Origin of the sequence: Nocardiopsis alborubida, assembly GCF_012396365.1 — a bacterium.
GTDB classification, from domain to species: Bacteria; Actinomycetota; Actinomycetes; order Streptosporangiales; family Streptosporangiaceae; genus Nocardiopsis; species Nocardiopsis alborubida.
Genome location: NZ_JAAXPG010000004.1, coordinates 225,950 through 248,450 on the forward strand (window position 1 = coordinate 225,950; position 22,501 = coordinate 248,450).

The 22,501-nt window shown below is 72.7% G+C and carries 18 protein-coding genes; 7 read left to right on the top strand and 11 right to left on the bottom strand.

Features of this window, described 5'->3' with window-relative positions; all coding sequences use genetic code 11:
• Positions 1-23 precede the first annotated feature (23 nt).
• The 3 genes from HGB44_RS06170 to HGB44_RS06180 form a co-directional block, all read right to left on the bottom strand.
• Entirely contained in the window at positions 24-1,205 is a 1,182-nt protein-coding gene (locus HGB44_RS06170) for a glycoside hydrolase family 64 protein (protein ID WP_061083460.1), read from the bottom strand.
• 362 nt (positions 1,206-1,567) lie between these two features.
• The gene (locus HGB44_RS06175) at positions 1,568-2,731 is read right to left on the bottom strand and encodes a hypothetical protein (RefSeq protein WP_061083459.1); all 1,164 of its coding nucleotides are present in this window, start codon (positions 2,729-2,731) and stop codon (positions 1,568-1,570) included.
• Between the two features lie 152 nt (positions 2,732-2,883).
• Positions 2,884-4,140, bottom strand: a complete 1,257-nt coding sequence (locus HGB44_RS06180; RefSeq protein WP_061083458.1) for an aspartate aminotransferase family protein — start codon at positions 4,138-4,140, stop codon at positions 2,884-2,886.
• Positions 4,141-4,286: 146 nt separating this feature from the next.
• Here HGB44_RS06180 and HGB44_RS06185 point away from each other — a divergent pair, with 146 nt between their 5' ends.
• Together HGB44_RS06185 and HGB44_RS06190 are read left to right on the top strand one after the other, a co-directional pair.
• Entirely contained in the window at positions 4,287-5,750 is a 1,464-nt protein-coding gene (locus HGB44_RS06185) for an NAD-dependent succinate-semialdehyde dehydrogenase (protein WP_061083457.1), read from the top strand.
• Between the two features lie 65 nt (positions 5,751-5,815).
• Positions 5,816-5,992, top strand: coding sequence for an antitoxin VbhA family protein (locus HGB44_RS06190; RefSeq protein ID WP_168443970.1), 177 nt, complete (start codon positions 5,816-5,818; stop codon positions 5,990-5,992).
• A 217-nt stretch (positions 5,993-6,209) separates the two neighbouring features.
• Here the strand turns inward: HGB44_RS06190 and HGB44_RS06195 are convergent, their stop codons facing one another.
• The 4 genes from HGB44_RS06195 to HGB44_RS06210 all read right to left on the bottom strand — a co-directional run bounded on the left by HGB44_RS06195 (position 6,210) and on the right by HGB44_RS06210 (position 9,129).
• Positions 6,210-6,893, bottom strand: coding sequence for a GntR family transcriptional regulator (locus tag HGB44_RS06195; RefSeq protein ID WP_061083456.1), 684 nt, complete (start codon positions 6,891-6,893; stop codon positions 6,210-6,212).
• Between the two features lie 54 nt (positions 6,894-6,947).
• On the bottom strand, positions 6,948-7,700 hold the full coding sequence (locus HGB44_RS06200) for a maleate cis-trans isomerase family protein (RefSeq protein ID WP_061083455.1): 753 nt from the start codon (positions 7,698-7,700) through the stop codon (positions 6,948-6,950).
• Positions 7,701-7,730: 30 nt separating this feature from the next.
• Positions 7,731-8,531: a maleate cis-trans isomerase family protein gene (locus HGB44_RS06205; protein WP_061083454.1), complete on the bottom strand. Its 801-nt coding sequence runs from the start codon at positions 8,529-8,531 to the stop codon at positions 7,731-7,733.
• A gap of 115 nt (positions 8,532-8,646) precedes the next feature.
• A complete protein-coding gene (locus tag HGB44_RS06210; protein ID WP_061083453.1) occupies positions 8,647-9,129 on the bottom strand; it encodes a DUF3830 family protein in 483 nt (160 codons plus the stop codon).
• A gap of 302 nt (positions 9,130-9,431) precedes the next feature.
• On the opposite strand from HGB44_RS06210, the gene HGB44_RS06215 reads away from it, so the two are divergent.
• From HGB44_RS06215 to HGB44_RS06225, 3 genes are all read left to right on the top strand, one after another.
• Positions 9,432-10,451, top strand: coding sequence for a D-2-hydroxyacid dehydrogenase (locus HGB44_RS06215; protein ID WP_061083452.1), 1,020 nt, complete (start codon positions 9,432-9,434; stop codon positions 10,449-10,451).
• A 29-nt stretch (positions 10,452-10,480) separates the two neighbouring features.
• On the top strand, positions 10,481-11,995 hold the full coding sequence (locus HGB44_RS06220) for an amidase (protein WP_061083451.1): 1,515 nt from the start codon (positions 10,481-10,483) through the stop codon (positions 11,993-11,995).
• A gap of 208 nt (positions 11,996-12,203) precedes the next feature.
• Positions 12,204-12,875: a response regulator gene (locus HGB44_RS06225; protein WP_017562800.1), complete on the top strand. Its 672-nt coding sequence runs from the start codon at positions 12,204-12,206 to the stop codon at positions 12,873-12,875.
• 157 nt (positions 12,876-13,032) lie between these two features.
• Here HGB44_RS06225 and HGB44_RS06230 read toward each other — a convergent pair whose 3' ends face one another.
• A complete protein-coding gene (locus tag HGB44_RS06230; protein WP_061083450.1) occupies positions 13,033-14,778 on the bottom strand; it encodes a sensor histidine kinase in 1,746 nt (581 codons plus the stop codon).
• Positions 14,779-15,093: 315 nt separating this feature from the next.
• Here HGB44_RS06230 and HGB44_RS06235 point away from each other — a divergent pair, with 315 nt between their 5' ends.
• Both HGB44_RS06235 and HGB44_RS06240 read left to right on the top strand, forming a co-directional pair.
• Positions 15,094-16,089, top strand: coding sequence for a hypothetical protein (locus tag HGB44_RS06235; protein ID WP_061083449.1), 996 nt, complete (start codon positions 15,094-15,096; stop codon positions 16,087-16,089).
• A 352-nt stretch (positions 16,090-16,441) separates the two neighbouring features.
• Complete coding sequence (locus HGB44_RS06240) at positions 16,442-17,755, top strand: hypothetical protein (RefSeq protein ID WP_168443971.1); 1,314 nt, start codon at positions 16,442-16,444, stop codon at positions 17,753-17,755.
• A 369-nt stretch (positions 17,756-18,124) separates the two neighbouring features.
• On the opposite strand, the gene HGB44_RS06245 is transcribed toward HGB44_RS06240, so the two are convergent.
• The 3 genes from HGB44_RS06245 to HGB44_RS06255 all read right to left on the bottom strand — a co-directional run bounded on the left by HGB44_RS06245 (position 18,125) and on the right by HGB44_RS06255 (position 22,441).
• The gene (locus HGB44_RS06245) at positions 18,125-19,708 is read right to left on the bottom strand and encodes an LCP family protein (RefSeq protein ID WP_061082135.1); all 1,584 of its coding nucleotides are present in this window, start codon (positions 19,706-19,708) and stop codon (positions 18,125-18,127) included.
• A gap of 461 nt (positions 19,709-20,169) precedes the next feature.
• Positions 20,170-20,844 carry a hypothetical protein gene (locus HGB44_RS06250; protein WP_061082136.1) on the bottom strand — a complete coding sequence of 225 codons (675 nt, stop codon included), beginning with the start codon at positions 20,842-20,844 and terminating at the stop codon, positions 20,170-20,172.
• 409 nt (positions 20,845-21,253) lie between these two features.
• On the bottom strand, positions 21,254-22,441 hold the full coding sequence (locus HGB44_RS06255) for an ROK family protein (protein WP_017562794.1): 1,188 nt from the start codon (positions 22,439-22,441) through the stop codon (positions 21,254-21,256).
• Positions 22,442-22,501: the final 60 nt, after the last annotated feature.

The window sequence follows — 22,501 nt, forward strand, 5'->3', positions numbered from 1 at the left end:
GGGAGAGCCCGGCCCGGGAGGTGCTAGAACGCGGTCAGCGTCACGTCGAGGGAGGCCGGCGCGTGGTCCTGGACGTAGGAGGCGAAGTTGGACACGTCGTCGAAGGCGAAGCCGTAGGCCTTGCCGTCCACGGTGTTCTCGTGGAAGACCGCGGCGTAGCGGTTGGTGGTCTCGTGGTCGTAGAAGGCCGCGGGGTCGGTGACCGGGTGCTCGGCGGTGTCCAGCAGCGTCGAGCGGTTGAACGCCGCGCCCAGGATCGCGGCCACCGGGCCGGTGATGCCGTCGTTGGGTGCCGCCAGGGCGCCGTCGCAGAAGAAGACGTCGCGGGTGGAGGGCTTGGGGACCGGGGCCACGCCGCCGTCGAAGACCAGGTTGCCCGAGCCGTCCACACGGCCGGTGAAGGTCCCGGCGTTGGTGGTGACGCGCAGGTCGGTGGTGCTGTAGCGCTCCCAGACCTGGTCGATGTAGGAGTCGTAGTAGTCGGCGGGGAACAGCCCGGCGTCCAGCCCGTGCCCGGGAGCGATGACGAGTCCTCCGTCGCTCAGCACGAGCGACGAGAAGACGGGGTCGGCGGAGAGCGTGGCGAAGACCGCGTCGCGGCCGCCCGGCTTGAACGTGCCGGTGGTCTGGTCCGCCTCGCCCTGGAGGCGGATGGCCAGCGGCACGCTGAACTGGTCCACCATGCTGGTGTTGCAGTACATGCCGGTCTCGTTGTGGGTGAACTCCACGGTGTCGTGGAGCACCCCGTGGCTGGGGTCGGACTCCACCCAGCCCGCCGGGTACTGGAGCGCGGGCCTGCCGTTGCCGTCGATGACGACCTTGAACCGGAGCTTGCCGCCGAGGGCGAAGTACACCCGGCCGGACATGAACGGCAGGGTCAGCCCGCTGACCGAGTCCAGCGGGATCGAGTAGTCGGTGAACCCGTCGTCGGTGTTGTCGGACTCCGCGACCGGGTGCGCGACGCCGTCGGCGTCGACCCAGGCCTGCGTGTCCGTGGTCAGGTCGGTGCCCACGATGTAGACGCGGATCTCGCTGTCGGGGAAGGTCCCGGTCTCGTTGGTGACCCTCACCGGAAGGGCGCCGGCCTGGCTGACGCCCGAGGTGAGCTCGCCGCTGCTCTCCTCGCGGGAGCAACCGGTCGTGACGATCAGGGTGCTGACGGTGGCGAGTGACGCGCCGCCGAGGAACAGTCTTCGGTCGATCATGGGGGTCGCCTCACTGGAGGGGCTGGTAAGACGCGCCCAATCTGTCGATCGTCCAAGCGCCGCGTCAACCCGGGGTCACGGTCCGTCCGAGGCGTCTGCGTGTTCTTACTGGTAACAAAGTTGATATGTGACCCATGTCACACCAAAGCCGAACCATTTTCGGATCTGTGGGTGAACGTTTTCGGCGGATGGGCGTCCGTAGAAGTTCCCCCTGTGGTGGAAGTGCCGATGGGGGCTCACGGGGTTCCGCTCCGCCACAAAAGATGGCGGTCTTATGAACTTTTTCCTTTTTCGGGTGAATGGCGGAAGGCGTCCGGTCGAGCCGCCGACACGGCTCCGGTCCGCGCCTCCACGGCCCCGGCCTACGTCCTCGCGCCCTCGGCGGCCTCGACAGGCAGGGCGGTCCCCACCGGCTCGGCCGCTCCGACCTCCAGGGACCGGCCCGCCTCCAGCATCCGGCCGATCAGCTCGTCCCTGGCCTCCCTGACGGCGCGCGCGTTCAGGGCCTCGCCGTGCAGCTGGTCGGCGTTGCCGCCGTCGGAGTCCACCTGGACGAGCAGCAGGTCGAGTTCGCGCTGGCGCTCCTCGACCCTCTGGACCTGCTCCCACTCGGTGTGCGCGGACAGGGCCTCCTCGACGGCGGCACCGTAGTCCCGGATCGCGTCCACCCGTGCCGCCAGCTCCCGGTACACGTCCTCGTGCCGCTCGTGCTGCTGGTCCAGCACGGCGCGCACCCGGTCGGATACGGCGTCGAGGGAGTCCGCCACGTACTCCTCCCTGATCCGCTCGTGCCGGTGCAGCAGCGAGGCGATCCGCCACTCCTCGGCGCGCAGGACCGACAGGGGCTGGGCCGCGTCGAAGGAGTCGCCCAGCCGCAGGTCCGCCTCCTCGACGGTCCCGATCGTCCTCTGCACGTCCAGCAGCAGGTCGGCGCCGTGCCGACCGAGGTTCGCGGGCACCAGGTAGCGGTCCGCGTGCGCCGCCGCCAGCCGGTCGCCCCGGGGCCACCACCACCCCGCCCACAGGGCGGCGGCCCCGTACACCGCGCCCGGCACGAACCAGTAGAGGTTGAAGGCCCACTCCGGTCCCGCCAGGGCGAGGAACCAGCTCGTCAGGGTGGCGGGCACGAAGGCCAGGGAGAACGCCTGCCAGGACCGGCGCCGCGAGGTCCGCGACAGCCACCGCGGCAGCAGGGACCGCGGGCGCACGCGGGTGACGGCGAGCCCGGCGGCGCCCACGACCCCGGCCTGCGCGAGCAGGCCCAGGAAGTACAGAGGGACCGACCACACCAGGAGGGGGCCGCTGACGAGCGTCCAGAGGAGGCTCAGCGCGGCCACCGCGGTCCCGCCCGCCGCCATGCGCGTCCGGTTCGGGAACCGGGGCTGCTTGGCCCAGGCCCGCTTCGAACGCAGGAAGGGCAGGTGCTTTCGGAGCCTTCCGGCGAGGCGGGGAGGGAGTGAGGGGTCCAGGACGGGGCGTGCGCCGTCACGCGTGCTGTCCGCGACCTTCCACCGGCTGTCCGACACTGGTTCGGCTCCTCTCGCGTGCGGTTGCGCCGCGCTCGGCCCCTTCCGTTTCGGACACGCGTTTCGGACGCGCGGTTTCTCGGGAGGGTCCGCACCGCACGTTACCGCCCCGGCACGGAATCCGTACCGGGGCGGTGGTCACGAGTCGCGCCTCAACCCGAGACGGCCTCCTCCACGGCGGCCGCCCACAGCGACACCGCGCTGTCGACCTGGTCGCCGTCGACGATGAGCGGCGGGATCATCCGCACCACGTTCCCCTCGGGGGCGCAGGTGAGCAGCAGGAGCCCGTGCCTGGCCGCGGCCTGCTGGGCGCGCAGTGCGGTGGCGCCGTCCGGCGTCCCGTCGGCGGCGGTGAACTCGTTGCCGAGCATCAGCCCCCGGCCGCGCACGTCGCCGATGACCGGGTTGGCCTCCGCCACCTTCTCCAGGCCCAGGCGCAGCCGCTCGCCCATGCGCGCGGAGTTCTCCACCAGGCCCTCCTCCTGGATCACGTCCAGGGTGGCCAGGGCGGCGGCGCAGGACACCGCGTTGCCGCCGTAGGTCCCGCCCTGGGAGCCCGGCCAGGCCTTCTCCATGATCGCGGAGGGCGCGGCGATCGCCGACAGCGGGAAGCCGCTGGCCAGTCCCTTGGCGGTGATGACCACGTCCGGCCGGATGCCCGAGGGCTCGTGGCCCCAGAACGTGCCCGTGCGCCCGAAGCCGGTCTGCACCTCGTCCGCGACCAGCAGGAACCCGTGCCGGTCGGCGCGCTCGCGCAGCCCCTGGAGGAAGGCCGCGGGCACCGGCACGTACCCGCCCTCGCCCAGCACCGGCTCGATGAACACGGCGGCCGTGTCCCTGGGCGAGGTCACCGTGGAGAACAGGTAGTCCAGCTCGCGCAGCGCGTACGCGACCGCGTCGGCCTCGGACACGCCCAGCCGGTAGGCGTACGGGAACGGCGAGACCACCACACCGGGCATCAGCGGGCCGATGCCCGCGCGGATCTTGACCCCGGACGTGGTCAGCGACGCGGCGCCCATGGTGCGTCCGTGGAAGGACCCCTGGAACACGATGACGTTCTGCCGGCCGGTCGCCTGCCGGGCCAGCCGCAGGGCGGCCTCGACGGCCTCGCTGCCCGAGTTCACGTAGAACAGCCGGTCGAGCCCGGCGGGCAGCACCTCGCCCAGCCGCTCGGTGAGCCGCAGCAGCGGCCGGTGCATCACGGTGGTGTACTGGCCGTGGACCAGGGTCCCCACCTGCTCCCGCGCGGCGGCCACGACGCGGGGGTGGCAGTGGCCGGTGCTGGTGACGCCGATGCCGGCGGTGAAGTCGAGATAGCGGCGGTCGTCCTCGTCGTAGATGTAGGCGCCCTCGCCTCGGGCGGCGACGACCGGTGTCGCCTGCTTGAGGATCGGGGAGAGCTCCGCCATGCGTGGCCTCGATTCCGTGTCGCGTGTTCCGTAGGATTGTTGACAATCGACGCTGCTATGGAAACATCCGTGCGGCGACGGTGTCCAGTGGACGCACGTTGGGCAGTTCTGACCACAGGCCGATTCTCGACCGGGGAGTAGCGAACATGTCGGATCAGGAAGCACGGGTCGTCGCGCAGGTGGACAAGAGGCTGTTCATCGGCGGGACGTGGCGCGACGCCGCCTCCGGGGGCTCCTTCGAGGTGGAGGACCCCTCCACCCGCGAGGTGCTCTGCGAGGTCGCGGACGCGGGGAAGGAGGACGCGCTCGACGCCCTGGACGCGGCGCACCGGGCACAGGCCGACTGGATGCGCACGGCGCCCAGGGACCGCGGCGAGATCCTGTACCGGGGCTACGAGCTGCTGATGGAGCGCAGGGAGGACCTGGCGGTCCTGATGACCCTGGAGATGGGCAAGCCCCTCGCCGAGGCGAAGGGGGAGATCGCCTACGCCGCCGAGTTCCTGCGCTGGTTCTCCGAGGAGGCCGTGCGCATCGAGGGGAGGTTCTCCACCTCTCCCGACGGCAAGTCCCGCTTCCTGGTCATGCGGCAGGCGGTCGGCCCCTGCATGCTCATCACCCCCTGGAACTTCCCCATGGCGATGGGCACCCGCAAGATCGGCCCCGCCATCGCCGCGGGGTGCACCATGGTCCTCAAGCCCGCCCACCAGACGCCCCTGTCCGCCCTCGCCCTGGCGGGGATCCTCTCCGAGGCCGGGCTCCCCGAGGGCGTCCTCAGCGTCATCCCCACCACGGACCCGGGCTCGGTCACCGAGCCCCTGCTCAGCGACGGGCGCATCCGCAAGGTCTCCTTCACGGGCTCCACCGCCGTGGGCCGCAAACTCCTCGAACAGAGCGCCGGGCAGGTCCTGCGCACCTCCATGGAACTGGGCGGCAACGCGCCCTTCCTGGTCTTCGACGACGCCGACATGGACGCCGCCGTGGACGGCGCGATGCTCGCCAAGATGCGCAACATCGGCGAGGCCTGCACGGCCGCCAACCGCATCTACGCCCAGGCGGGCGTCGCCGAGGAGTTCGCCGAGCGACTCAGCCGCCGCATGGGCGCGCTGCGCCTGGGCCGCGGCGTGGACGAGGGCGTCGACGTGGGCCCGCTCATCGACGACAAGGCCCGCGACAAGGTGCAGGGCCTGGTGGACGACGCCGTCGGCAAGGGGGCCCGCGTGCTGGTCGGCGGCGGACCCGGTGACGGTCCGGGCCACTTCTACCAGCCCACCGTGCTCGCCGACGTGCCCTTCGAGGCCGAGCTGTCCACCACCGAGATCTTCGGCCCGGTGGCCCCGGTGCTGCCCTTCGAGACCGAGGACGAGGTCCTGAGGGCCGCCAACGACACCGAGTACGGCCTGGTCAGCTACGTCTACACCCGCGACCTCAACCGGGCGCTGCGGGTCAGCGAGAACCTGGAGACCGGCATGGTCGGCCTCAACCAGGGCGTGGTCTCCAACCCGGCCGCGCCCTTCGGCGGGGTCAAGCACTCCGGTCTGGGCCGCGAGGGCGGCCGGGTCGGCATCGATGAATTCCTCGAAACCAAGTACGTCGGGATCGGCGGAATCTGACCGGACATCCGGGTAATCCGGGGGTTCGCCTGTGCCCCGGGCGCGGCACCGCCTACGCTCGCTCCATGGGCACACGGATTCCCGACGACGGCGACACCGCCGCCGCTCTGGCCTCCGTCAGGGCGGCGGGCGGTGAACCGTCGCCGGAGGCACGGGCGGACCTGGAGCGGGTCGCACGCGGTGAGATGAGCTTCGAGGAGGCCAGGGAGCGCATCCTGGCCAGGTACCAGTTGCGGGGGTGAGGGAACAGGTGCGCTCGCGCCCCTGTTCGCCGTGGTCTTGTACTCGTAGCGGGGTTCGAGCGCCGACATCGTCTAGGACGCGGGCCAGGGCCCTTGCGTCACACCGGTGACGCTTCCGGCCGGTGCGGTTCGGGAGTCGGCACGGGCGCGACCGTGCCCCGAGGGACGCTCCAGGCGTCGGTGCCGGGCACCGGACGGGCGAGTCCGCCCCCGCGGCCTAGGCCTCGGGGGCGGACTCCCCGCCCCCGCCGTTGATGCGCTCGACCGTGTCCACCATGTGCGCCTCGATCAGGCGCAGCAGCTCCTCCTCAGCCCCGTCCACGATCGCGTCGAGGAGGCGGCGGTGCTCGTCCAGGAGCTCCTCCGGCTCCGGGTACACGTCCTGCATCACCGTGAGGCACATCCGGGTCTCCACCAGCAGCGTCTGCGCCATGCGCTCCAGGCGGCTGTTGCCCGCGCAGCTGACGAGGGTCTGGTGGAAGGCCTGGTCGGCGTCGCTCATGGCGTTGCGGTCGCGGCCCGCCGCCGCGGCGGCGAGCCGCTCCACGGCCGGGGTGAGGCGGGCGACCGCCTCGCCCCGGTTGCCGCGCATGATGAGCTCGCACGCGGCCCGCTCGACGGCGAGCCGGGCCACGTAGACGTCGCGCACGTCCGCCGGGGTGAGCTCGCGCACGAACAGGCCCCTGTGCCGTTCGCTGCGCAGCAGCCCCTCCTGCACCAGACGCTGCATCGCCTCCCGCAGGGGGCCGCGGCTCACCCCGAGCTGGCCGGCCAGTTCGGACTCGCCGAGCTGGTCCCCCGGCGAGAGTGAGCCGTACATGATCGCGGACCGCAGCTGGTCGGCGATCAGCTCGGCGGTGGACCGGCGGGGCACGGGTCTGAGCTGGCCTGGGACGGGCATGGCCGCCCTCCTCTCGGATCGGGGACGGGACGCGAAGCGGGCGCGTCGTCGAGGTTAACGGGGCGCCAGGACGCTGTTGACCGCGGCCGAACCCGAACGGAACAGCGTGCCCGGCCCGGAGCCCCGGCCCGCGGTCGCCCCCGCCAGGCGCAGGCCCTCCCACACGCTCACCTGGTTGGCGGTGAGCACGGTCTTGCCCAGCAGCGCCTCCAGCGGGTCGATGAGGTGGGCGCTGTGCAGGGCGGTGTCCGGCACCAGGACGGCCTCGGCGCGCTGGTGGTCGTTGGAGATGACGAAGTCCAGGGCGTCGTCCGGGTCCAGGGCGCCGACCTCGGCGGCGGTGGCGATGCCGTGGCTGGCCAGCGACAGCACGGTCACCCCCGCCTCGGTGAGGAACTCCACGAACCGCTGGGCGATGTCGTCGGGGTAGGTGGCGGCGATCGCCACCCGCGAGACGCGCAGCTGGCTCAGCGCGTGCACGAAGGCGAACGAGGTGCTCGACGACGGCGCCCCCGCGTGCTGGCGCACCCCCTCGACCTGCCTGCGGGCGCCCTCCCAGCCGAACACGAAGCTGCCGCTGGTGCAGGCCCACACCGCGGCCTCCACCTCCATCATGGCCAGCTCCTGGGCGCCCTTGGCGAGCACGTCCTCGCCGCCGACGTCGAGCAGGGCGTCCACCCGGTGGGCGTCCTCGCGCATGAGCGTGTGCACCACGGGGAGCTCGACGCCCCCTCCGAGCAGGCCCTCGAAGGCCTTGTAGTCGTCCTCGGCACTGAATCCGGGGTAGAGGAATCCGACTCGGGTCAAGTGGCTCTCCTTTGCGTCACGTCCCGCGCATCACGCGGCACTCGGTGCGGCGACGTCGATCAGGCTCTGTCCGTGGGCCACGGCCTGGCGGCCCGCGGCCCTCATCACGGCCCACATGGTCACCTGGTTGGCCGCGATCACCGGTTTGCCCAGCTCGCGTTCCAGGGGCGCGATGATGTCGTAGGTGAGCACGTTGGTGCAGCTGATGAACACGGCCTGGGCGTCGGGGCGGTCCACCGAGTGCACCGCCTCGGACACCTCGGCGTAGGTCACCCGCCAGATGTGGCTGAGCAGGCCCAGCCCCACGCTGGAGGTCACGGCGACGCGGTGCTCGGCGAGGTAGGCCAGGAGCCGGTCGGTCACGCTGTCCACGTAGGGCGTGACGACGGCGATCCGGTCGGCGCCGAGCGCGTCCAGGGCCTGGACCAGCGCCCCGGACGTGGTGACGGCGGCGGGCGCCCCGGCGTCCACCATGGCCTGGTGCAGGCGCCGCTCACCCCGGGCGCCGTGCACGAAGCTGCCCGAGGCGCACGCGTACCCGATGGCCAGGGGCTCGGGGGCGAGCAGCGCGCGGACCGCCGGGTCCACGTGCTCCTCCCGGCACAGGGCGGCGGCCTGGTCGACCGTCACCGGTACGTGTACGTACGGCAACCGCGTGACGTGCAGCGAGACGTCGTCGGGCGTCCAGCGCCAGAGTTCGCGGTCGAGCGCGAAGTCGTAGGGCGCGATGACGCCGACTCCCGCCTGCCACGGCGTCCGCGTGCTCGCGGCCAGTTCGACGACCTGCCGCTGCGCGTCGGTGCCGTTCGTGTGCTCTCCGTCGGTCCGCATCGGTCACTCACCTCCCGGGTATGTGTTGTCGTTGCCGTCCCCGCGGGGACGCGGTCGCTCCGCGCCGGGACCCGAGGGCCGCCCGTGGTCGCGGACGCCGGGGCCCGTGAGCCGGTCAGCGCTCCAGGCGCTCGTACACCAGGCGCTCTCCGACGCTGCCCGAGCGCCAGACGTCGTCGCAGGCCTCGGCCATGGCGGGCAGGTTCTCGACGACGGCGGCGAACACGTTGCCGGGGACCCAGCCGACGTCGCCGTTGAGGAGCAGGTTGTTGCGCCCGTAGAAGAGGGCGAGGTCGATGACGCCGGGCAGGTGGCCGATTCCCTTGTCCTCCTTGAAGGCGCGGTCGAGCATGCCCCCGTCGAAGGAGAAGTAGACGACGTCGCCGGGGATCGGGGTGACGGTGGGGTTCTCCTGGCCGGGCTCGACCTCGGCGAACCGAGGCACCATCGTGTAGACCTCGTTGCGCGCGTACTTGGCGTGCTGGACCGCGTCGCCCTGCGGCAGGGCGTTCCAGACCGCCTCACAGGTGCGGGGCGCGTCCTTGTCCAGGAGTTCGGCGACGCAGGAGACCCCGCGCCTGGGCAGGGTGATGGTCATGTACCGGGGCAATGGGTAGTCCCTTCGACGTCGGGTAGCGGGACCTGCGGGAACACCCCCGGCGTCGGGGCTGTTGATTGTTGACAATCCTAGGGTCCACAACCTGGATGCGGCAATAACCCCGATGCGAGTGGGTATCCCGGGCAGGTCAGAGGTGGTGTGAGAGGTGCGGGTTCCGGCGGAAACAGTCGGTTTGTGGATTGTTGACAATCCTATGTCGGCTCCCTAGCGTTTCCCGTGCAGGGCGATCCGTCCCCGACGACCTCTCTGAACCACCGTCGCCAACCGGAGAGTGCACGCCCGTGAACAGCCTCACCCCGCCCGACCGCCCGAGACTCCTCGTCCTCCACGGCGACGAACTCCCGCCCGGCCGCGAGCGGATGGACGACCATCCCCGGCTCGGCGAGGTCGTCTACGCCACCGCCGACGAACTCCCCGCCAGGCTGCCCGGGACGCACGCGCTGCTGGTGTGGGACCTGTTCACCGAGGCGCTGGCCTCCGCCTGGCCCAAGGCCGACTCCCTGGCCTGGGTGCACGCCGCCACCGCCGGGGTGGACAACCTCATGTTCCCCGGCCTGGTGGAGAGCCCCGCCGTGGTCACCAACTCGCGCGGGGTCTTCGACGAGCCCATCGCCGAGTACGTGCTCGGCCAGGTCGTCGCCTTCGCCAAGGGCTTCCAGCAGACCTGGGAGCACCAGCGCGAACGCCGCTGGGAGCACCGGGAGACCGAGCGGGTCTCCGGCAGGCGGGTCCTCGTGGTCGGGACCGGGCCGATCGGCCGCCACATCGCCCGCAAGCTGACGGCCGTGGGCATGCGCGTGCGCGCCTCCGGCAGCCGCGCGCGCGGCGGCGACCCCGACTTCGGCACCGTGGTCGAGTCCAGCCTGGCCGAACGCGGCGCCGACGGCGCCCCGACCCTGGCCGGCGAGCTCCCCGAGGCGGACTACGTGGTGATCGCCGCCCCGCTCACCGACGCCACCCGTGGGCTGGTCGACCGCCGGTTCCTGGGACTGATGAAACCCACCGCGCGGCTGGTCAACGTGGCGCGCGGCCCCATCGTGGTCGAGGCCGACCTGGCCGCGGCCCTGGAGCACCGCCTCATCGCGGGCGCCGCACTGGACGTGTTCGAGGACGAGCCCCTCAAGGCGGTCTCCCCGCTGTGGGGACTGCCCGGGTCGGTGGTCTCGCCGCACATGTCCGGCGACGTCGTCGGCTGGCGCGGTGACCTCATGGACCTGTTCCTCGACAACCTCGCCCGTTACCTGGACGGGCGTGAACTGCTCAACGTGGTCGACAAGAGCCGCGGCTACGTGCCCGGCTGACCCCTGATGGCGTGACACGGGAGGCTGAAGTGACGATCCGTTCCGACCGGGCCGGGACCGAGGACGCGAGCGCGGACGTCGGCGCGGCCGAGGGCGCCCCGGGGGCGACCGCGGTTCCGCAGGCGCGCTCCGGCGGGCCCTCCGTACCGGCCGACCTGTCCGCCGAGCGGCTGCTCGCGGCCTACGCCGCCGGGGAGCTTTCCCCGGTGGAGGCCGTCGACTCCGTCCTAGAGCGCATCGAGCGGGACAACCCGGCGCTCAACGCGTTCTGCCTGGTGCGCCCGGACGAGGCCCGCGAGGCCGCCCGCGCCTCCGCCGAGCGGTGGCGGCGCGGCGAGCCCTCCGGGGCCCTGGACGGGGTGCCGGTCTCGGTCAAGGACGTCCACCTCACCCGGGGATGGCCCACCCTGAAGGGGTCGGTCACCAGCTCCCAGGAGGGGACGTGGGAGGAGGACTCCCCGGCGGTGGCCCGGCTGCGGGAGAGCGGCGCGGTGTTCGTCGGCAAGACGACCACGCCCGAGCTGGCCTGGAAGGGCGTCACCGACGGCCCGCTCACCGGCGTCACCCGCAACCCGTGGGACCTGTCCACCACGCCGGGCGGCTCCAGCGGCGGGTCCGCGGCGGCCGTCGCGGCCGGGATGGCCCCGCTGTCCACCGGTACTGACGGGGGCGGCTCGATCCGCATCCCGGCCAGCTTCACCGGTGTCTGCGGGATCAAGCCCACGTGGGGCCTGGTGCCGCACTACCCGGCCAGTCCCTTCGGGTCGCTCGCGCACACCGGGCCGCTGGCCCGCACGGTGGGCGACATGGCGCTGATGCTGGAGGTCATGGCCCAACCCGACGCGCGCGACTGGGCGGCGTTGGCACCGCCCGCGCCCGGTCTCGGCGACGTGCGTCTGCGCGCCGACGCCGAACGGCTGGTGCGGGGCATGCGGATCGCCTACAGCCCCACCCTGGGCGGTCTGGACGTGGACCCGGAGGTGGCGGCGGCGGTCGCCGACGCGGTGGCCGTGTTCGAGGCGCTGGGCGCCCGGGTGGAGGAGGCCGACCCCGGCCTGCCCGACTCCCGGGAGGAGTTCCACGTGCTGTGGTACTCCGGTGCGGCCAAGGCCACGGACCGGCTCACGGACCGCCAGCGGGACCTGCTCGACCCCGGCCTGCGGGAGATCGTGGAGGAGGGGCTGACCTACTCGGCGCAGGACTACCTGACCGCGATGGCGCTGCGGATGGAGATGGGCGCGCGGATGGGCCGCTTCCACGGCGCCTACGACCTGCTGCTCACCCCGTCGATGCCGATCGCGGCGTTCGAGGCGGGGCTGGAGTCGCCGCCGCGGCTGGCGGGGGAGCGGTGGACCTCCTGGGCGGGGTTCAGCTACCCGTTCAACATGACCCAGCAGCCCGCGGCGAGCGTGCCGTGCGGGTTCACGGCGGCGGGGCTGCCGGTGGGCCTCCAGGTGGTCGGTCCCCGGCACGCCGACGCCCGGGTGTTGGCGGCCTGCCGCGCGTTCGAGCTCGCCCGTCCCTGGGCGGACCGGAGGCCGTGAATTCTGATGTGTTTCGTGGCTTGTGGGAGTCACGTGCACACCCGCTGCTATCAGGCGCTTTGCTTTACGGATGAGGAGAATTGTCCGTTTGTAGGACCTTCGTCCGAGGAGTTCGGTGCCTAAGGGCCCGCGCGCGGGCCTCCGCACGTATTACCGTCTTCATCGGAGCGGTGTCTGATCGCGGTGACGCAGGGATGAGGATGGGCCGATGCCGGGTGGTGGAGCCGAGGGCGTTCGCAAGCAGATCAGGGTGTTCCTGGTGGACGACCACGAGGTGGTCCGCCGGGGCGTGGCCGCCCTGCTGGAGACCGAGGACGACATGACCGTCGTCGGCGAGGCCGGGACGGCCGAACAGGCGTTGTCGCGCATCCCCGTGGTGCTGCCCGACGTCGCGGTCCTGGACGTGCGGCTGCCGGGCGGGTCGGGCGTGCAGGTGTGCCGGGAGATCCGCTCGGACCACCCCGAGATCGCCTGCCTGATGCTGACCTCGTTCGCCGACGAGGACGCCCTGTACGACGCCGTCATGGCCGGAGCGGCCGGGTACGTGCTCAAGCAGATCCACGGCGCCGACCTGGTCGGGGCGGTGCGCACGGTGGCCTCGGGCGGCTCGCTGCTGGACTCGGGAAGCACCGGCGCGATGCTGGAGCGGCTGCGCGGCGCCCAGGCCGAGCCGGACCCGCTGGCCGAGCTGACCCCGCAGGAACGGCAGATCCTCGACCTCATCGGTGAGGGGATGACCAACAGGCAGATCGGCGAGCGCCTGTACCTGGCGGAGAAGACCGTCAAGAACTACGTGTCCGCCCTGCTGTCCAAGCTGGACCTCAAGCGCCGCACACAGGCCGCCGTGCTCGTCGCCGAACTGCGCGGCCGCCGCTACTGACCCCGGCTGCCCGGCCCGCCTCAGCGGATCGGGCAGCCGGGCCGGTCACGGCGGTCCCGCGAGCCCCGGCGGACGCGAGGCCGCCCAGGGGACTTCCGGGTCGCGTGGAGGCTTCCCGGGCCCCGGAGAGGCCTCCGGGGCCGCGTTCCCGGTTCGCTCAGAAGCTGTCCGGAGGCGGCACGGCGTCGTCGCGCAGGGGTACCCGCCACACCAGCACCGTGCCCCCGCCCTCGCTCCCGCGCGCGGTGAAGCCGCCGCCCAGCGCCCGGGCCCGCTGCTCCAGGTTGCGCAGACCGCTGCGCCGCCCCTGCTCGGGCAGGCCCACGCCGTTGTCGGTCACCGTCAGGGCCAGGGTGGTCGGACGCCCGGTGACCGAGGTCTCCTCCACCGCCACCGACACGTGCACCTCCGTCGCGCGCGCGTGCCGCGCCACGTTGGTCAGTCCCTCGCCGAGCACCGCGAGCAGCTGCTCGCCGATGTCGTCGGGCACGGACGCGTCGATCGGCCCGTCCAGGCTCACCCCGGGATGGCACCCCAGGCTGTGCGCGGTGTTCTCGGCCAGTCCCAGGATGCGCCCGCGCAGCGACGTGTCCCTGCGGCTCGGCGGGTTCTGGAGCGCGAAGATCGTCGAGCGGATCTCACGGATGGTGCCGTCGAGCTCGTCGATGGTCCGCTGCACCCGCTCCTCGGCCTCGGGCGAGGTGATCAGCCGCATCGTGCTCATCAGCGTCATCGCCGAGGCGAACAGGCGCTGGATCACCACGTCGTGCAGGTCCTTGGCGATCCGGTCGCGTTCCTCCAGCACCGCCAGGCGCTCGGTGTCGCGCCGCGCCTCGGCCAGTTCGAGGGCCACCGCGGCCTGCACCGAGAACCCGTGCAGCATGCGGCGTACCGCCGCGGTGAACGGGGCGCGGTCGGACAGCTTGCCCAGGAGCAGCACCCCGCGCGTGTTCCCCGGGGTGCCCAGGGGCACCACCAGACCCGAACCGTAGCCGCGGTGGGCGAGCATGGGGCAGTTCGCCCGGCTCAGGTCGGGAACGCTCAGGGCCTCTCCCGACTCGTACACCCATCCGCACGCGGAGTCGTGGATCTCCACCGGCGTCCCCAGGATCTCCTGGGCGATGGGCCCGTCCGCGATCTCCGCGAACAGGTGTCCCCGGGCGCGGGAGTCGGGGAGCATGATCACGGCCGTGTCCGCGCCGCCGATCTCCCGGGCCTGCGCGGCCATGTGGGCGAGCACCTCGGAGGTGTCGGCGCCAGACAACAGGCGGGTGGTGACCTCGGTGGACGCGGCCAGCCACCGCTCGCGCAGCCGCGCCTCCTCGTACAGGCGCGCGTTCTCGATGGCCAGGCCCGCGGCGGTGGCCAGCGCGGCCACCACCGCCTCGTCGTCCTCGTCGAACTCCGCGCCCCTGGCCTTCTCGGTGAGGTAGAGGTTGCCGAAGACCTCGTCGCGTACCTGGATGGGGACGCCGAGGAAACTGCCCATGTGCGGGTGGCCCTCGGGGAAGCCCTCGAAGTCGGGGTGCTCGCGCAGGTCGGCCAGGCGCAGCGACGCGCGCTCGTTCAGGGGCACGCCCAGAACGCCCTTGCCGTGGGGGAAGCCGCTGATGCGCCGGGCCTGCTCCTCGCTCATGCCCACGGGGATGAACTCGCTGAAGCCCCCGTCCTCGTCCATCACGCCCAGGCCCGCGTACCGGGCGCCGGTCAGCTGCGCCGCCGCCTCGGTCAGTCTGCGCAGCACGGTCGCCAGGTCGAGGTCGCCGCCGATGGCCAGGACGGCCTGGAGCAGCGACTGCACCCGGCCGTGCGCGGACATGCGCGAGTCCAGTGAGTGCACCTCGTTCAGCAGTTCGTCCACGCTGTCGGGGGACAGGGAGGAGCTCTGGGGGATCTCAGTCATGTGTCTGTCAACCTCCGCAGAGCCGGTCGGCGTTGTGGCAATGCGCGTTTCCCTCGGGCGTAATAGTTGAATTGTCGTTGGTTTTTCCCCGGTTTGCCACATCTTGCTGTTCAGGGGCCGGTTCCGGATGGGCGGGAATTCCTGTGGATTCGGGGTTCCGGTCGTCTAATTCATGCTAACGTCGCGATCAGCGGACGCGAGGAGGTCCTTGTGACCTCCCGTCCCACGGCTGGAACGCGCCGCCCAGTGCGGAGCCACCGGCCCCGACCGCCCCCCGCGTGTCGATCCGCGCCCCACGGTGGAGAGGAACCCCCGGTGTCTGGAGTCCACGGTCTCACGAGCGCCCCCGGCGCCCGTTTCGCCGTGGTCCCCGCGCCGGTGCGGCGGGCGCTGCTGCTCGCCGCCCTCGTCTCCGGCCTCCTGGTCACCGCGTGGCTGACGGCCTCCGACCCCGTGCGGGCGCAGGAGGAGGGGGAGGCCGCTCCCCTGACACACCAGGCCGCGTCCGTCACCGGAACCGTGCGTGCTCCCGCGACGCAGGCGGTCGCGAACCGGCCGGAGGCGGCGCAGGCCGCTCAGGGGCACGGCGGCTCGGGCCAGAGCGGTTCGGGGCGGGCCGACGCCGCGCGGACGGACACGGGCCGCCCCGACTCCGGGGACCGCCCGGACGCCGCGCCCGCGGACGCCGGGGTCTCCGTTCCGGTGGCCGGCAGGATCAACGACCCGCTGGTCGGCGCCGTGTCCGCGGTCGGGGAGAACACCACGCGGATGGTCCTCGACGGGTCCGCCGGGGTCTCCCGCGGCAACGTGCCCGAGGCCCCCGAGGTGGCCCGGCAGCTCCGCGACACCGTGCACGGGGTGACCGAGCCCGTCGAGGAGTACCTCGACGAGGACGACGCCTCCGGCGCGAAACCCCAGACAGAGGACTCGGCCCGGACCCCGGACGACACGGACGTGCGGACCGGGGCCGAGAGCGGGGCGGCGGTGCCGTCCGCGCCGGTCGGCGCCGTCACGCACTTCGTGCCGACCGTCGCCGGGGTCACCGCGGGCGCCGTTCAGCGCCACGCCGACCCGGCCGCGGAGAACGCCCCCGCCCGGTTGGTCTCCGACCCCGTCGCCACGCCCTCCGGGCTGAACGGCTCCGGTTCGGGTTCCGCCCAGGGCGCCCCCGGCGGCGTCCCCGCCGTCGCGGGCTACCTGACCACCACCGGCGCCCCGGCACCGGCACCCGGCCGGCTCCAGGCCGCCCGGCACGTCCTGCTCGCGGTTCCCGCCGAGTCCGCGGACGAGCCGACCTTCTCGCCCGACTAGGGGCCTTCCTCCATCCGGTCGCCCAGCGACCCTTCCTGGCACGCCCCTTCCCAGACCCGGAACGCCCGCGGACGATCACGTTCGGTGAGGAACCGGATTCCTCTGGGGGTTGACGTGAGCCGCGCACCTCGACGGCGAGGTTCACGTCAGTCAGTGGCCAGCCAGATCCACGACTGATGACCGGTAGAGCCGCACCGCTCCCTCCAGGCGCGGCGGGCTCTCCCACCGGAAAGCCCGGACCCGAACGGAACCCTCCTCCCGGCCAGGGGAGCGGAGCCGTCGGACGGCGGGAAGCGCACCCGAACGCCGTCCACGCGAGAACCAGAGACCACACTCCGGAAGGACACACGACATGTTCAACACCGCCCGCACCTCTGCCAAGACCCTGCTGGTGGCCGCCAGCACCGCGGGTTTCGTCGCCCTCGGCGCCGGGATCGCCGGGGCTGACGCCCTCGGCGGCGCCACGGACGGGCTCGCGCTGAACGACCTGGGCAGCCAGGTTCCGGCGCCGCTGACGGAGGGCCTCTCCACGCCCCTGGGCGAGCTGGTCAAGGTCGAGCCCGGCCAGATCTCCGCCCAGCCCGACGTGCGGCGCCAGTCCGCCCCGGAGCAGCCCCTCGGCCCGGTCGCCGGGAACGCCGTCTCCACCGACACACCGATCCGGGCGGGGGAGGAGAACGCCACCAACGTCGGACCGCTGGACCTGAACACCGTCAGCGAGACGCTGCCCCTGTCGGGTGCCGAGAGCCCGCTGTCGGGTGACCCGCTGTCCGGTCTGCTGGGCGGTTCCTCCGGGCTGGGCGGTCTGCTCGGTGGCGCGGGCGGCGGCACGCTGCCGCTGTCGCACGCCTCCACGGAGTCGCTGGCCTCGGGTCCGGTGTCGGGTGATCCGCTGTCCGGTCTGCTGGGCGGTTCCTCCGGGCTGGGCGGTTCGAACATCCTGGGTGGCCTGCTCGGCGGTGCGACTGGCGGCGCGGGTGGTGGCACGCTGCCGCTGTCGCACGCCTCCACGGAGTCGCTGGCCTCGGGTCCGGTGTCGGGTGATCCGCTGTCCGGTCTGCTGGGCGGTTCCTCCGGGCTGGGCGGTCTGCTCGGCGGCGTGGGCGGCGGCACGCTGCCGCTGTCGCACCCGGAGTCGTCCCTGTCCCTCCAGGACACCAGGGAGACGGTCGGCACCGGCATCAACCAGCTGGGCTCGTCGGTCGAGCGGGGCACGCACGAGGTCGGCAGCGACCTGAACGGCCTCGACGCCACCCTGCCCGCGTCCGGGGACACCCTGCCCCTGGCCGCCGCTGACACCCCCACCGGCCCCATCAACGGCCAGAACACCGACCTGACCGGCGGCACCGCCGACCTGGTCTCCGACCTGGTGCTGTCCGACGACGTGACGCTGCCCATGTCCGCGAGCACCTCCTCGCTGCCCGAGACCGTCACCGACGCCTCGGCCGACTTGCTGCCCTTGCCCGAGGGCACCCTGCCCATGGCCGCCGCTCCCGAGGTCTCGGACGTCACCGACCTCGCCGTCGACGCCGTCCGCACGACGCAGCTCGACCCCTCCGGTGACTTCGTGGGCAACGACCTGGTGGGCGTGGACGGCATGCCCGACCTGGGCCAGCCCGGGTTGGACACCAGCCAGCTGAACCTGCTGCCCGACAGCATCGCCTGACCTCCCTGGAACGTGCGCCCGCCGGTCGTGGCGGGCGCACGAGCCTCGGGCGGTGAGCGGGACCACCTCCGCTGAGGGGCGCCGAACGGAACTGTGGGGGTTCCAGGCGCGTACCGGCGGAGGGAGGAGTCTCCGCCGCCCGAGGCCCGACCGCGGTTCCGGACCGGGGGGACCGGAACCGCGGTTCTTCGTGCCCGGAGTCCCCGGGAACACGGAAAGGGCCCCGGAGCCGGTACGGAAAGGTCGTACCGGCCCCGGGGCCCCTCGGTGCTCCGGGAGACACGGAAAGGTCCCAGAAAGCCACAGAGGGCCCCAGAAAGCCCGGAAGCCCCAGAAGGCTTCAGGGACCTCGGAGGCTTCCTCCGGGGCCTACTCCATCTCGTCCCCGGTGCCGTACCCCAGGCCGTCGGAGCACGGGTTGGAGGTGGCGTCGCGTCCCACGCCCGGACGGGCCGGGTCGTCCTCCGGGGAGGCGTCCGCGACGTCCTCGTCCACCGGTGAGGGCGAGGCGCCGGGCGGGTCCTGGGGAGCGGCGGCCTCGTCGGCCATCGTGAGGGGCAGGGGCCGGTCCTCGCGCACGGCGGTGAACAGCTCCTCGGCCTGGTCCTCGTACCACAGGACCCGGTTGGGGTTGGAGGGCGCCTGGTACCAGGGCACGGTGTGGAACTCGATGTCGGTCAGCTCCACGTCCGCCAGGGTCACGGCGATCGACAGCATCCGGTCGAACGTGAGGGCGCTGTCGGTGGCGCTGTGCTCGGCCACCGCGCGCAGGACGGCGTTGAGCCTGCCCGGGTCGGTGATCACGTCGTTGCTGGTCACCTGCTCGGCCAGGGCCGCGAGGAACATCTGCTGGCGGTCGATGCGGCCGATGTCGCCGCCGTCGCCGATCTCGTAGCGGGCCCGGACGAACGACAGGGCCTCGTCGCCGTCGAGCGTCTGCTGGCCCGCGTCGAGGTCGAGCTTGGAGCGGCTGTCCTCCATCGGCTCGGGGATGCACATGTCCACGCCGCCGATGGCGTCCACCACGTCCCGGAAGCTCATGAAGCTGAGGTGCACGAAGTGGTCGATGCGGACGTCGCTGAGCGACTCGATGGTGCGGACCACGCAGGGCGGGCCGCCGTGGTACATCGCGGCGTTGATCATGCCGAAGTAGCCGGACGTGCCCTCGGTGTCGCCGTAGGGGTCGCACTCGGGCAGGGCCACCAGGGAGTCGCGGGGGAAGCTGATCACCGACACCCGGCTCTCGGGCGAGATGTGGGCCAGCATGATCGAGTCCGAACGCTCGCCCTCGAACTCGGTCGAGTAGGCGGTGCTGCCCTCCTCATAGCCGTCGGTGCCCATGAAGAGGATGTTGACGGAGTCGTTGATCCTCTCGGGCCGGTCCTCCTCCGTGAGCAGTTCGTCGATGTCGTACTGGACCATGTCCGAGCGCAGCGAGCGGTAGTAGCCGTAGGCGGTGGCGACCCCGGCGGTCAGGACGAGGACCAGGCTCGCGGCGACCCACACCAGGATCCGGCCGGTCCGACGCCGTTTCGTGCGGACGGGAGGGGCGGCGGCCGCGGTGCCCGCGTCCGGGGCGGTTTCGGCGGCCCCGGTGTCCGCGCCTGGGGCGGTTTCGGCGGCCCCGGTGGGCTCCTGGGCCTCTGGGGTCTCTGGGTTCTTCTGGGCCTCACCGGTGTCAGAGGTCACACCGATTTCAGCGGTCTCGTTGGCCTCTTCGGCCTTTCCGGTCTCCTCGGCCTCCTCGGCCTTTCCGGTTTTCTCCGTCCCCTCGGTCCCGTCCGGCTCGTGTGCCCGGTCGGTCCCGTCAGCTCCGGTCTCGGGCGCGGCGGTGTCCCCGCCGGCCGCGTCGTCGCCGGTGTTCCCGGACCCGGAGCGGGGCGTTGAGTCGGCCTCGGTGTCGTCTGGTGTGTGGTCCTTGCCGGAGGCAGAGGGCTTCTCGTCAGCGGGCATAGTGCAATCTCGGTGAGTTCGGACGGCGGGAGGTGCCAACGGTCGGACGCCGGGCCGGAGGGACACGCGTCCGCGTTCGGGGGAGGGCGGGGAGCGCGCGGAACGTCAGCGGCGGGCGGTCACCGGATCCGGGGCCTCCTGGGGATTCGGGGGCGGCCCACGGGGCACAGGCAGCACCGGGAAGCGGGTGCGGCCGACGGCACGGAAAACGCGTGCGTGGCAGAGATCCTAGGTCAAGTTCCTCCCGCCCGCGCGCGCGGGTTGTCCTTGGACGGGGAGCCTGACCGCAATTGCGCCGCACGATTCCTCGGCTCCCGTGGTCGTCTCCTGGAGCCCGTCCGCCTGACTTTCCCCGGAGTGTCCGCTCGAAACACCTCTGTCCGGTCCCCGCGGGGACCGGACGCGGACCGCCCGCGTCCCTCGGAGCGGGGACGGCGGGCGGTGGGGGCTGCGGATCCAGGTCAGTCGTCCCAGAAGGCGCTCTCCTTGGCGGGCTCCTCCGCGGCCGCGGAGGAGGAGCGCCCGCCCTTCGCCGCGGGCTTGGCGGGGGTCTTGGCCGCGCTCTTGGCGGACTTGCGGGCCGGGGCCGCGGCCGCGGGCTTGGCACCGGTGTGCCGGGGGCGCGGGGTGACCGCGCTCTTGGCGATGGGCTCGGCGGGACGCGGCGTCTCGCCGGAGTGGATGCTCAGCGCCTCCTCCTCCACGGACAGCATCCTGCGGATCTGGGCGGGCACCTCGGGCAGCTTCTCGGAACGCAGGTGCGCGCCGAGCACCTCCAGGGCGTGGTCGCACAACAGCTGGCGGGAGCGCTCGGCCCTGACCCCGCTGAGCTCCTCGACCTCCGGCAGGGACCGCTCGCGCAGCAGGCGGATGACGTCGCGCAGCCGGTCCCGCGTCTTGCGGTCGGTCATGGACATGACGGTCAGCTCCGCCTCGGCGAGGAAGCTGTCGCCGCCGTCGACCGAGTCGCGTTCGGCGATGAAGGCGCTGGTGAGGGTGCGCGCGGAGGCGCGGGAGGAGGTGCGGATGCCGTCGCGCCTGACCAGGCGGGCCTGGACGGCGGTGACGACGACGCTGGTGACCAGGCTGATTCCGGCACCCAACAGGATCAGCGCGAGGGGGTTCTCTAGAAGCACGGCGGGGACCTTTCCGGGCGGGGGTCCGCACGGGCGCGGCCACGGGGGTGACGGAGATGTGCGGGGCGGGGGCGGTGCTCGGTGACTATTCGTCACACCGAGGGCGGTTGTCAAGTGCGGATACGGGGCGCGTGCGCGCTGACGAACGCGTCGTCGCAGGTCGTTCGGGTGGGCGCGGGGGCACGGCCCGGGTCGGTGGCGGAGCGGTCGTCGGAGGGGGCCGAAGCCCCTCCCGTGCGAGGATTCCCGGTCAGGCGAAGAGGTAACTTCCCGTCCACGGCCTGGGGACGCAGAAGGGGTGCCCGGACGTGCGCCGGGACCGGTCCCGCCCCCGGGGCCGGCCCCGGGGGCGGGGCGCACGGGCCCCGCCGGGCCCTTACGCGCCCTCCTCGGCCTCCCGCCGGCCCTCTCAGCCCGCCAGGAGCTTGTTCACCGCTTCCGGCGACAGGATCTCCTCCGTCACCATGGCCGCGCAGCCGCGAACGCCCGCGTCGTCCCACAGGGAGCTGGCCACGACGCGCAGTTGCCGGGTGGCCAGGGCGGTGCACTGCTGGAACACCACCTCGCGCACGCCAGCCACCAGGTGGTCGTAGGCCTCGGCCAGGTCGCCGCCCAGCACGATCACCTCGGGGTTGAGCAGGTTCACCGCCCCCGCGAGCGCCTCACCCAGTTTCCTACCGGCCTCCCGGACCAGGGTGACGGCCACCGGGTCGCCCCCCGAGGCCAGCGCCACCAGGTCCTTGAGCGTCTCCGCCTCGCGCCCCTGCTCGGCGGCGCTCTCCAGCAGCCGCCGCCCCCCGGCGACCGCCTCCAGGCAGTCGGTGTTGCCGCAGCGGCACGGGAGCCCCCCGGCGCCGCGCACCGGGATGTGCCCGATCTCCCCGGCGGCGCCCAGCGAACCGCGCAGCAGCCGTCCGCCGGACAGCAGGCCCGCGCCGATCCCGGTGGAGGCCTTCACGAACACCATGTCGTCGGGGTGCCCGTGCCCGCCCGCGATGTGCTCGCCGAGCGCCATCACGTTCACGTCGTTGTCGACCATCACCGGCACCGGGAAGCGCTCGGCGACCAGCGGGGCCAGTGCCACGCCCGCCCACTTGCCGAGGAAGGGGCGGTCGTCGGCGCGGCCCGCGTGGAACTCGACGGTGCCGGGCAGGCCGATGCCCACGCCGCGCACGTCACCGGGGTCGCGGCCGAGCGAGGCGATCTGCTCCGACCAGGTGTCCAGCAGCCAGGGCAGGGTGGCGTCGGGGCCCTGTTCCATCGCGGGCGAGCCCGGCGTCCGCACGAGCACCTCGCCGTCGAGGTCGCACACGGCGGCCTGGCTGCGGACCATGCCCAGGGCGCTGGTGAGGATGAGGCCGCTGGCGGCGTTGAACTCCAGCAGGGTGGGCGGCCGCCCACCGCTGGAGACCGCGCCCGAGCCCTCGGTGACGAGCCCGCCGCCGATCAGCTCGGTGACCCGCAGGGCGACGGAGGGACGGGACAGGCCCGTGACCCGGCCGATCTCGGAGCGGCTGGTCGCGGTTCCGGAGCGGATGAGGTCCAGGATGTGGCCGCTGGTGGCAGCAGAGGACAGGCGTCCGGGGGTTCTGGCCATAGCTCATTCAACCACGAGGTTACGACTGCAAGGCTGGGAGGTTATGTAAATAATTGTTCT

What these genes read in the sequence shown, in the direction of transcription:
- HGB44_RS06180 (WP_061083458.1), bottom strand. Translation starts at nt 4,140, where the DNA reads ATGGCGGAGCTCTCCCCGATCCTCAAGCAGGCGACACCGGTCGTCGCC.
- HGB44_RS06230 (WP_061083450.1), bottom strand. Translation starts at nt 14,778, where the DNA reads ATGACTGAGATCCCCCAGAGCTCCTCCCTGTCCCCCGACAGCGTGGAC.
- HGB44_RS06225 (WP_017562800.1), top strand. Translation starts at nt 12,204, where the DNA reads ATGCCGGGTGGTGGAGCCGAGGGCGTTCGCAAGCAGATCAGGGTGTTC.
- HGB44_RS06195 (WP_061083456.1), bottom strand. Translation starts at nt 6,893, where the DNA reads ATGCCCGTCCCAGGCCAGCTCAGACCCGTGCCCCGCCGGTCCACCGCC.
- HGB44_RS06245 (WP_061082135.1), bottom strand. Translation starts at nt 19,708, where the DNA reads ATGCCCGCTGACGAGAAGCCCTCTGCCTCCGGCAAGGACCACACACCA.
- HGB44_RS06190 (WP_168443970.1), top strand. Translation starts at nt 5,816, where the DNA reads ATGGGCACACGGATTCCCGACGACGGCGACACCGCCGCCGCTCTGGCC.
- HGB44_RS06210 (WP_061083453.1), bottom strand. Translation starts at nt 9,129, where the DNA reads ATGACCATCACCCTGCCCAGGCGCGGGGTCTCCTGCGTCGCCGAACTC.
- HGB44_RS06205 (WP_061083454.1), bottom strand. Translation starts at nt 8,531, where the DNA reads ATGCGGACCGACGGAGAGCACACGAACGGCACCGACGCGCAGCGGCAG.
- HGB44_RS06240 (WP_168443971.1), top strand. Translation starts at nt 16,442, where the DNA reads ATGTTCAACACCGCCCGCACCTCTGCCAAGACCCTGCTGGTGGCCGCC.
- HGB44_RS06255 (WP_017562794.1), bottom strand. Translation starts at nt 22,441, where the DNA reads ATGGCCAGAACCCCCGGACGCCTGTCCTCTGCTGCCACCAGCGGCCAC.
- HGB44_RS06185 (WP_061083457.1), top strand. Translation starts at nt 4,287, where the DNA reads ATGTCGGATCAGGAAGCACGGGTCGTCGCGCAGGTGGACAAGAGGCTG.
- HGB44_RS06170 (WP_061083460.1), bottom strand. Translation starts at nt 1,205, where the DNA reads ATGATCGACCGAAGACTGTTCCTCGGCGGCGCGTCACTCGCCACCGTC.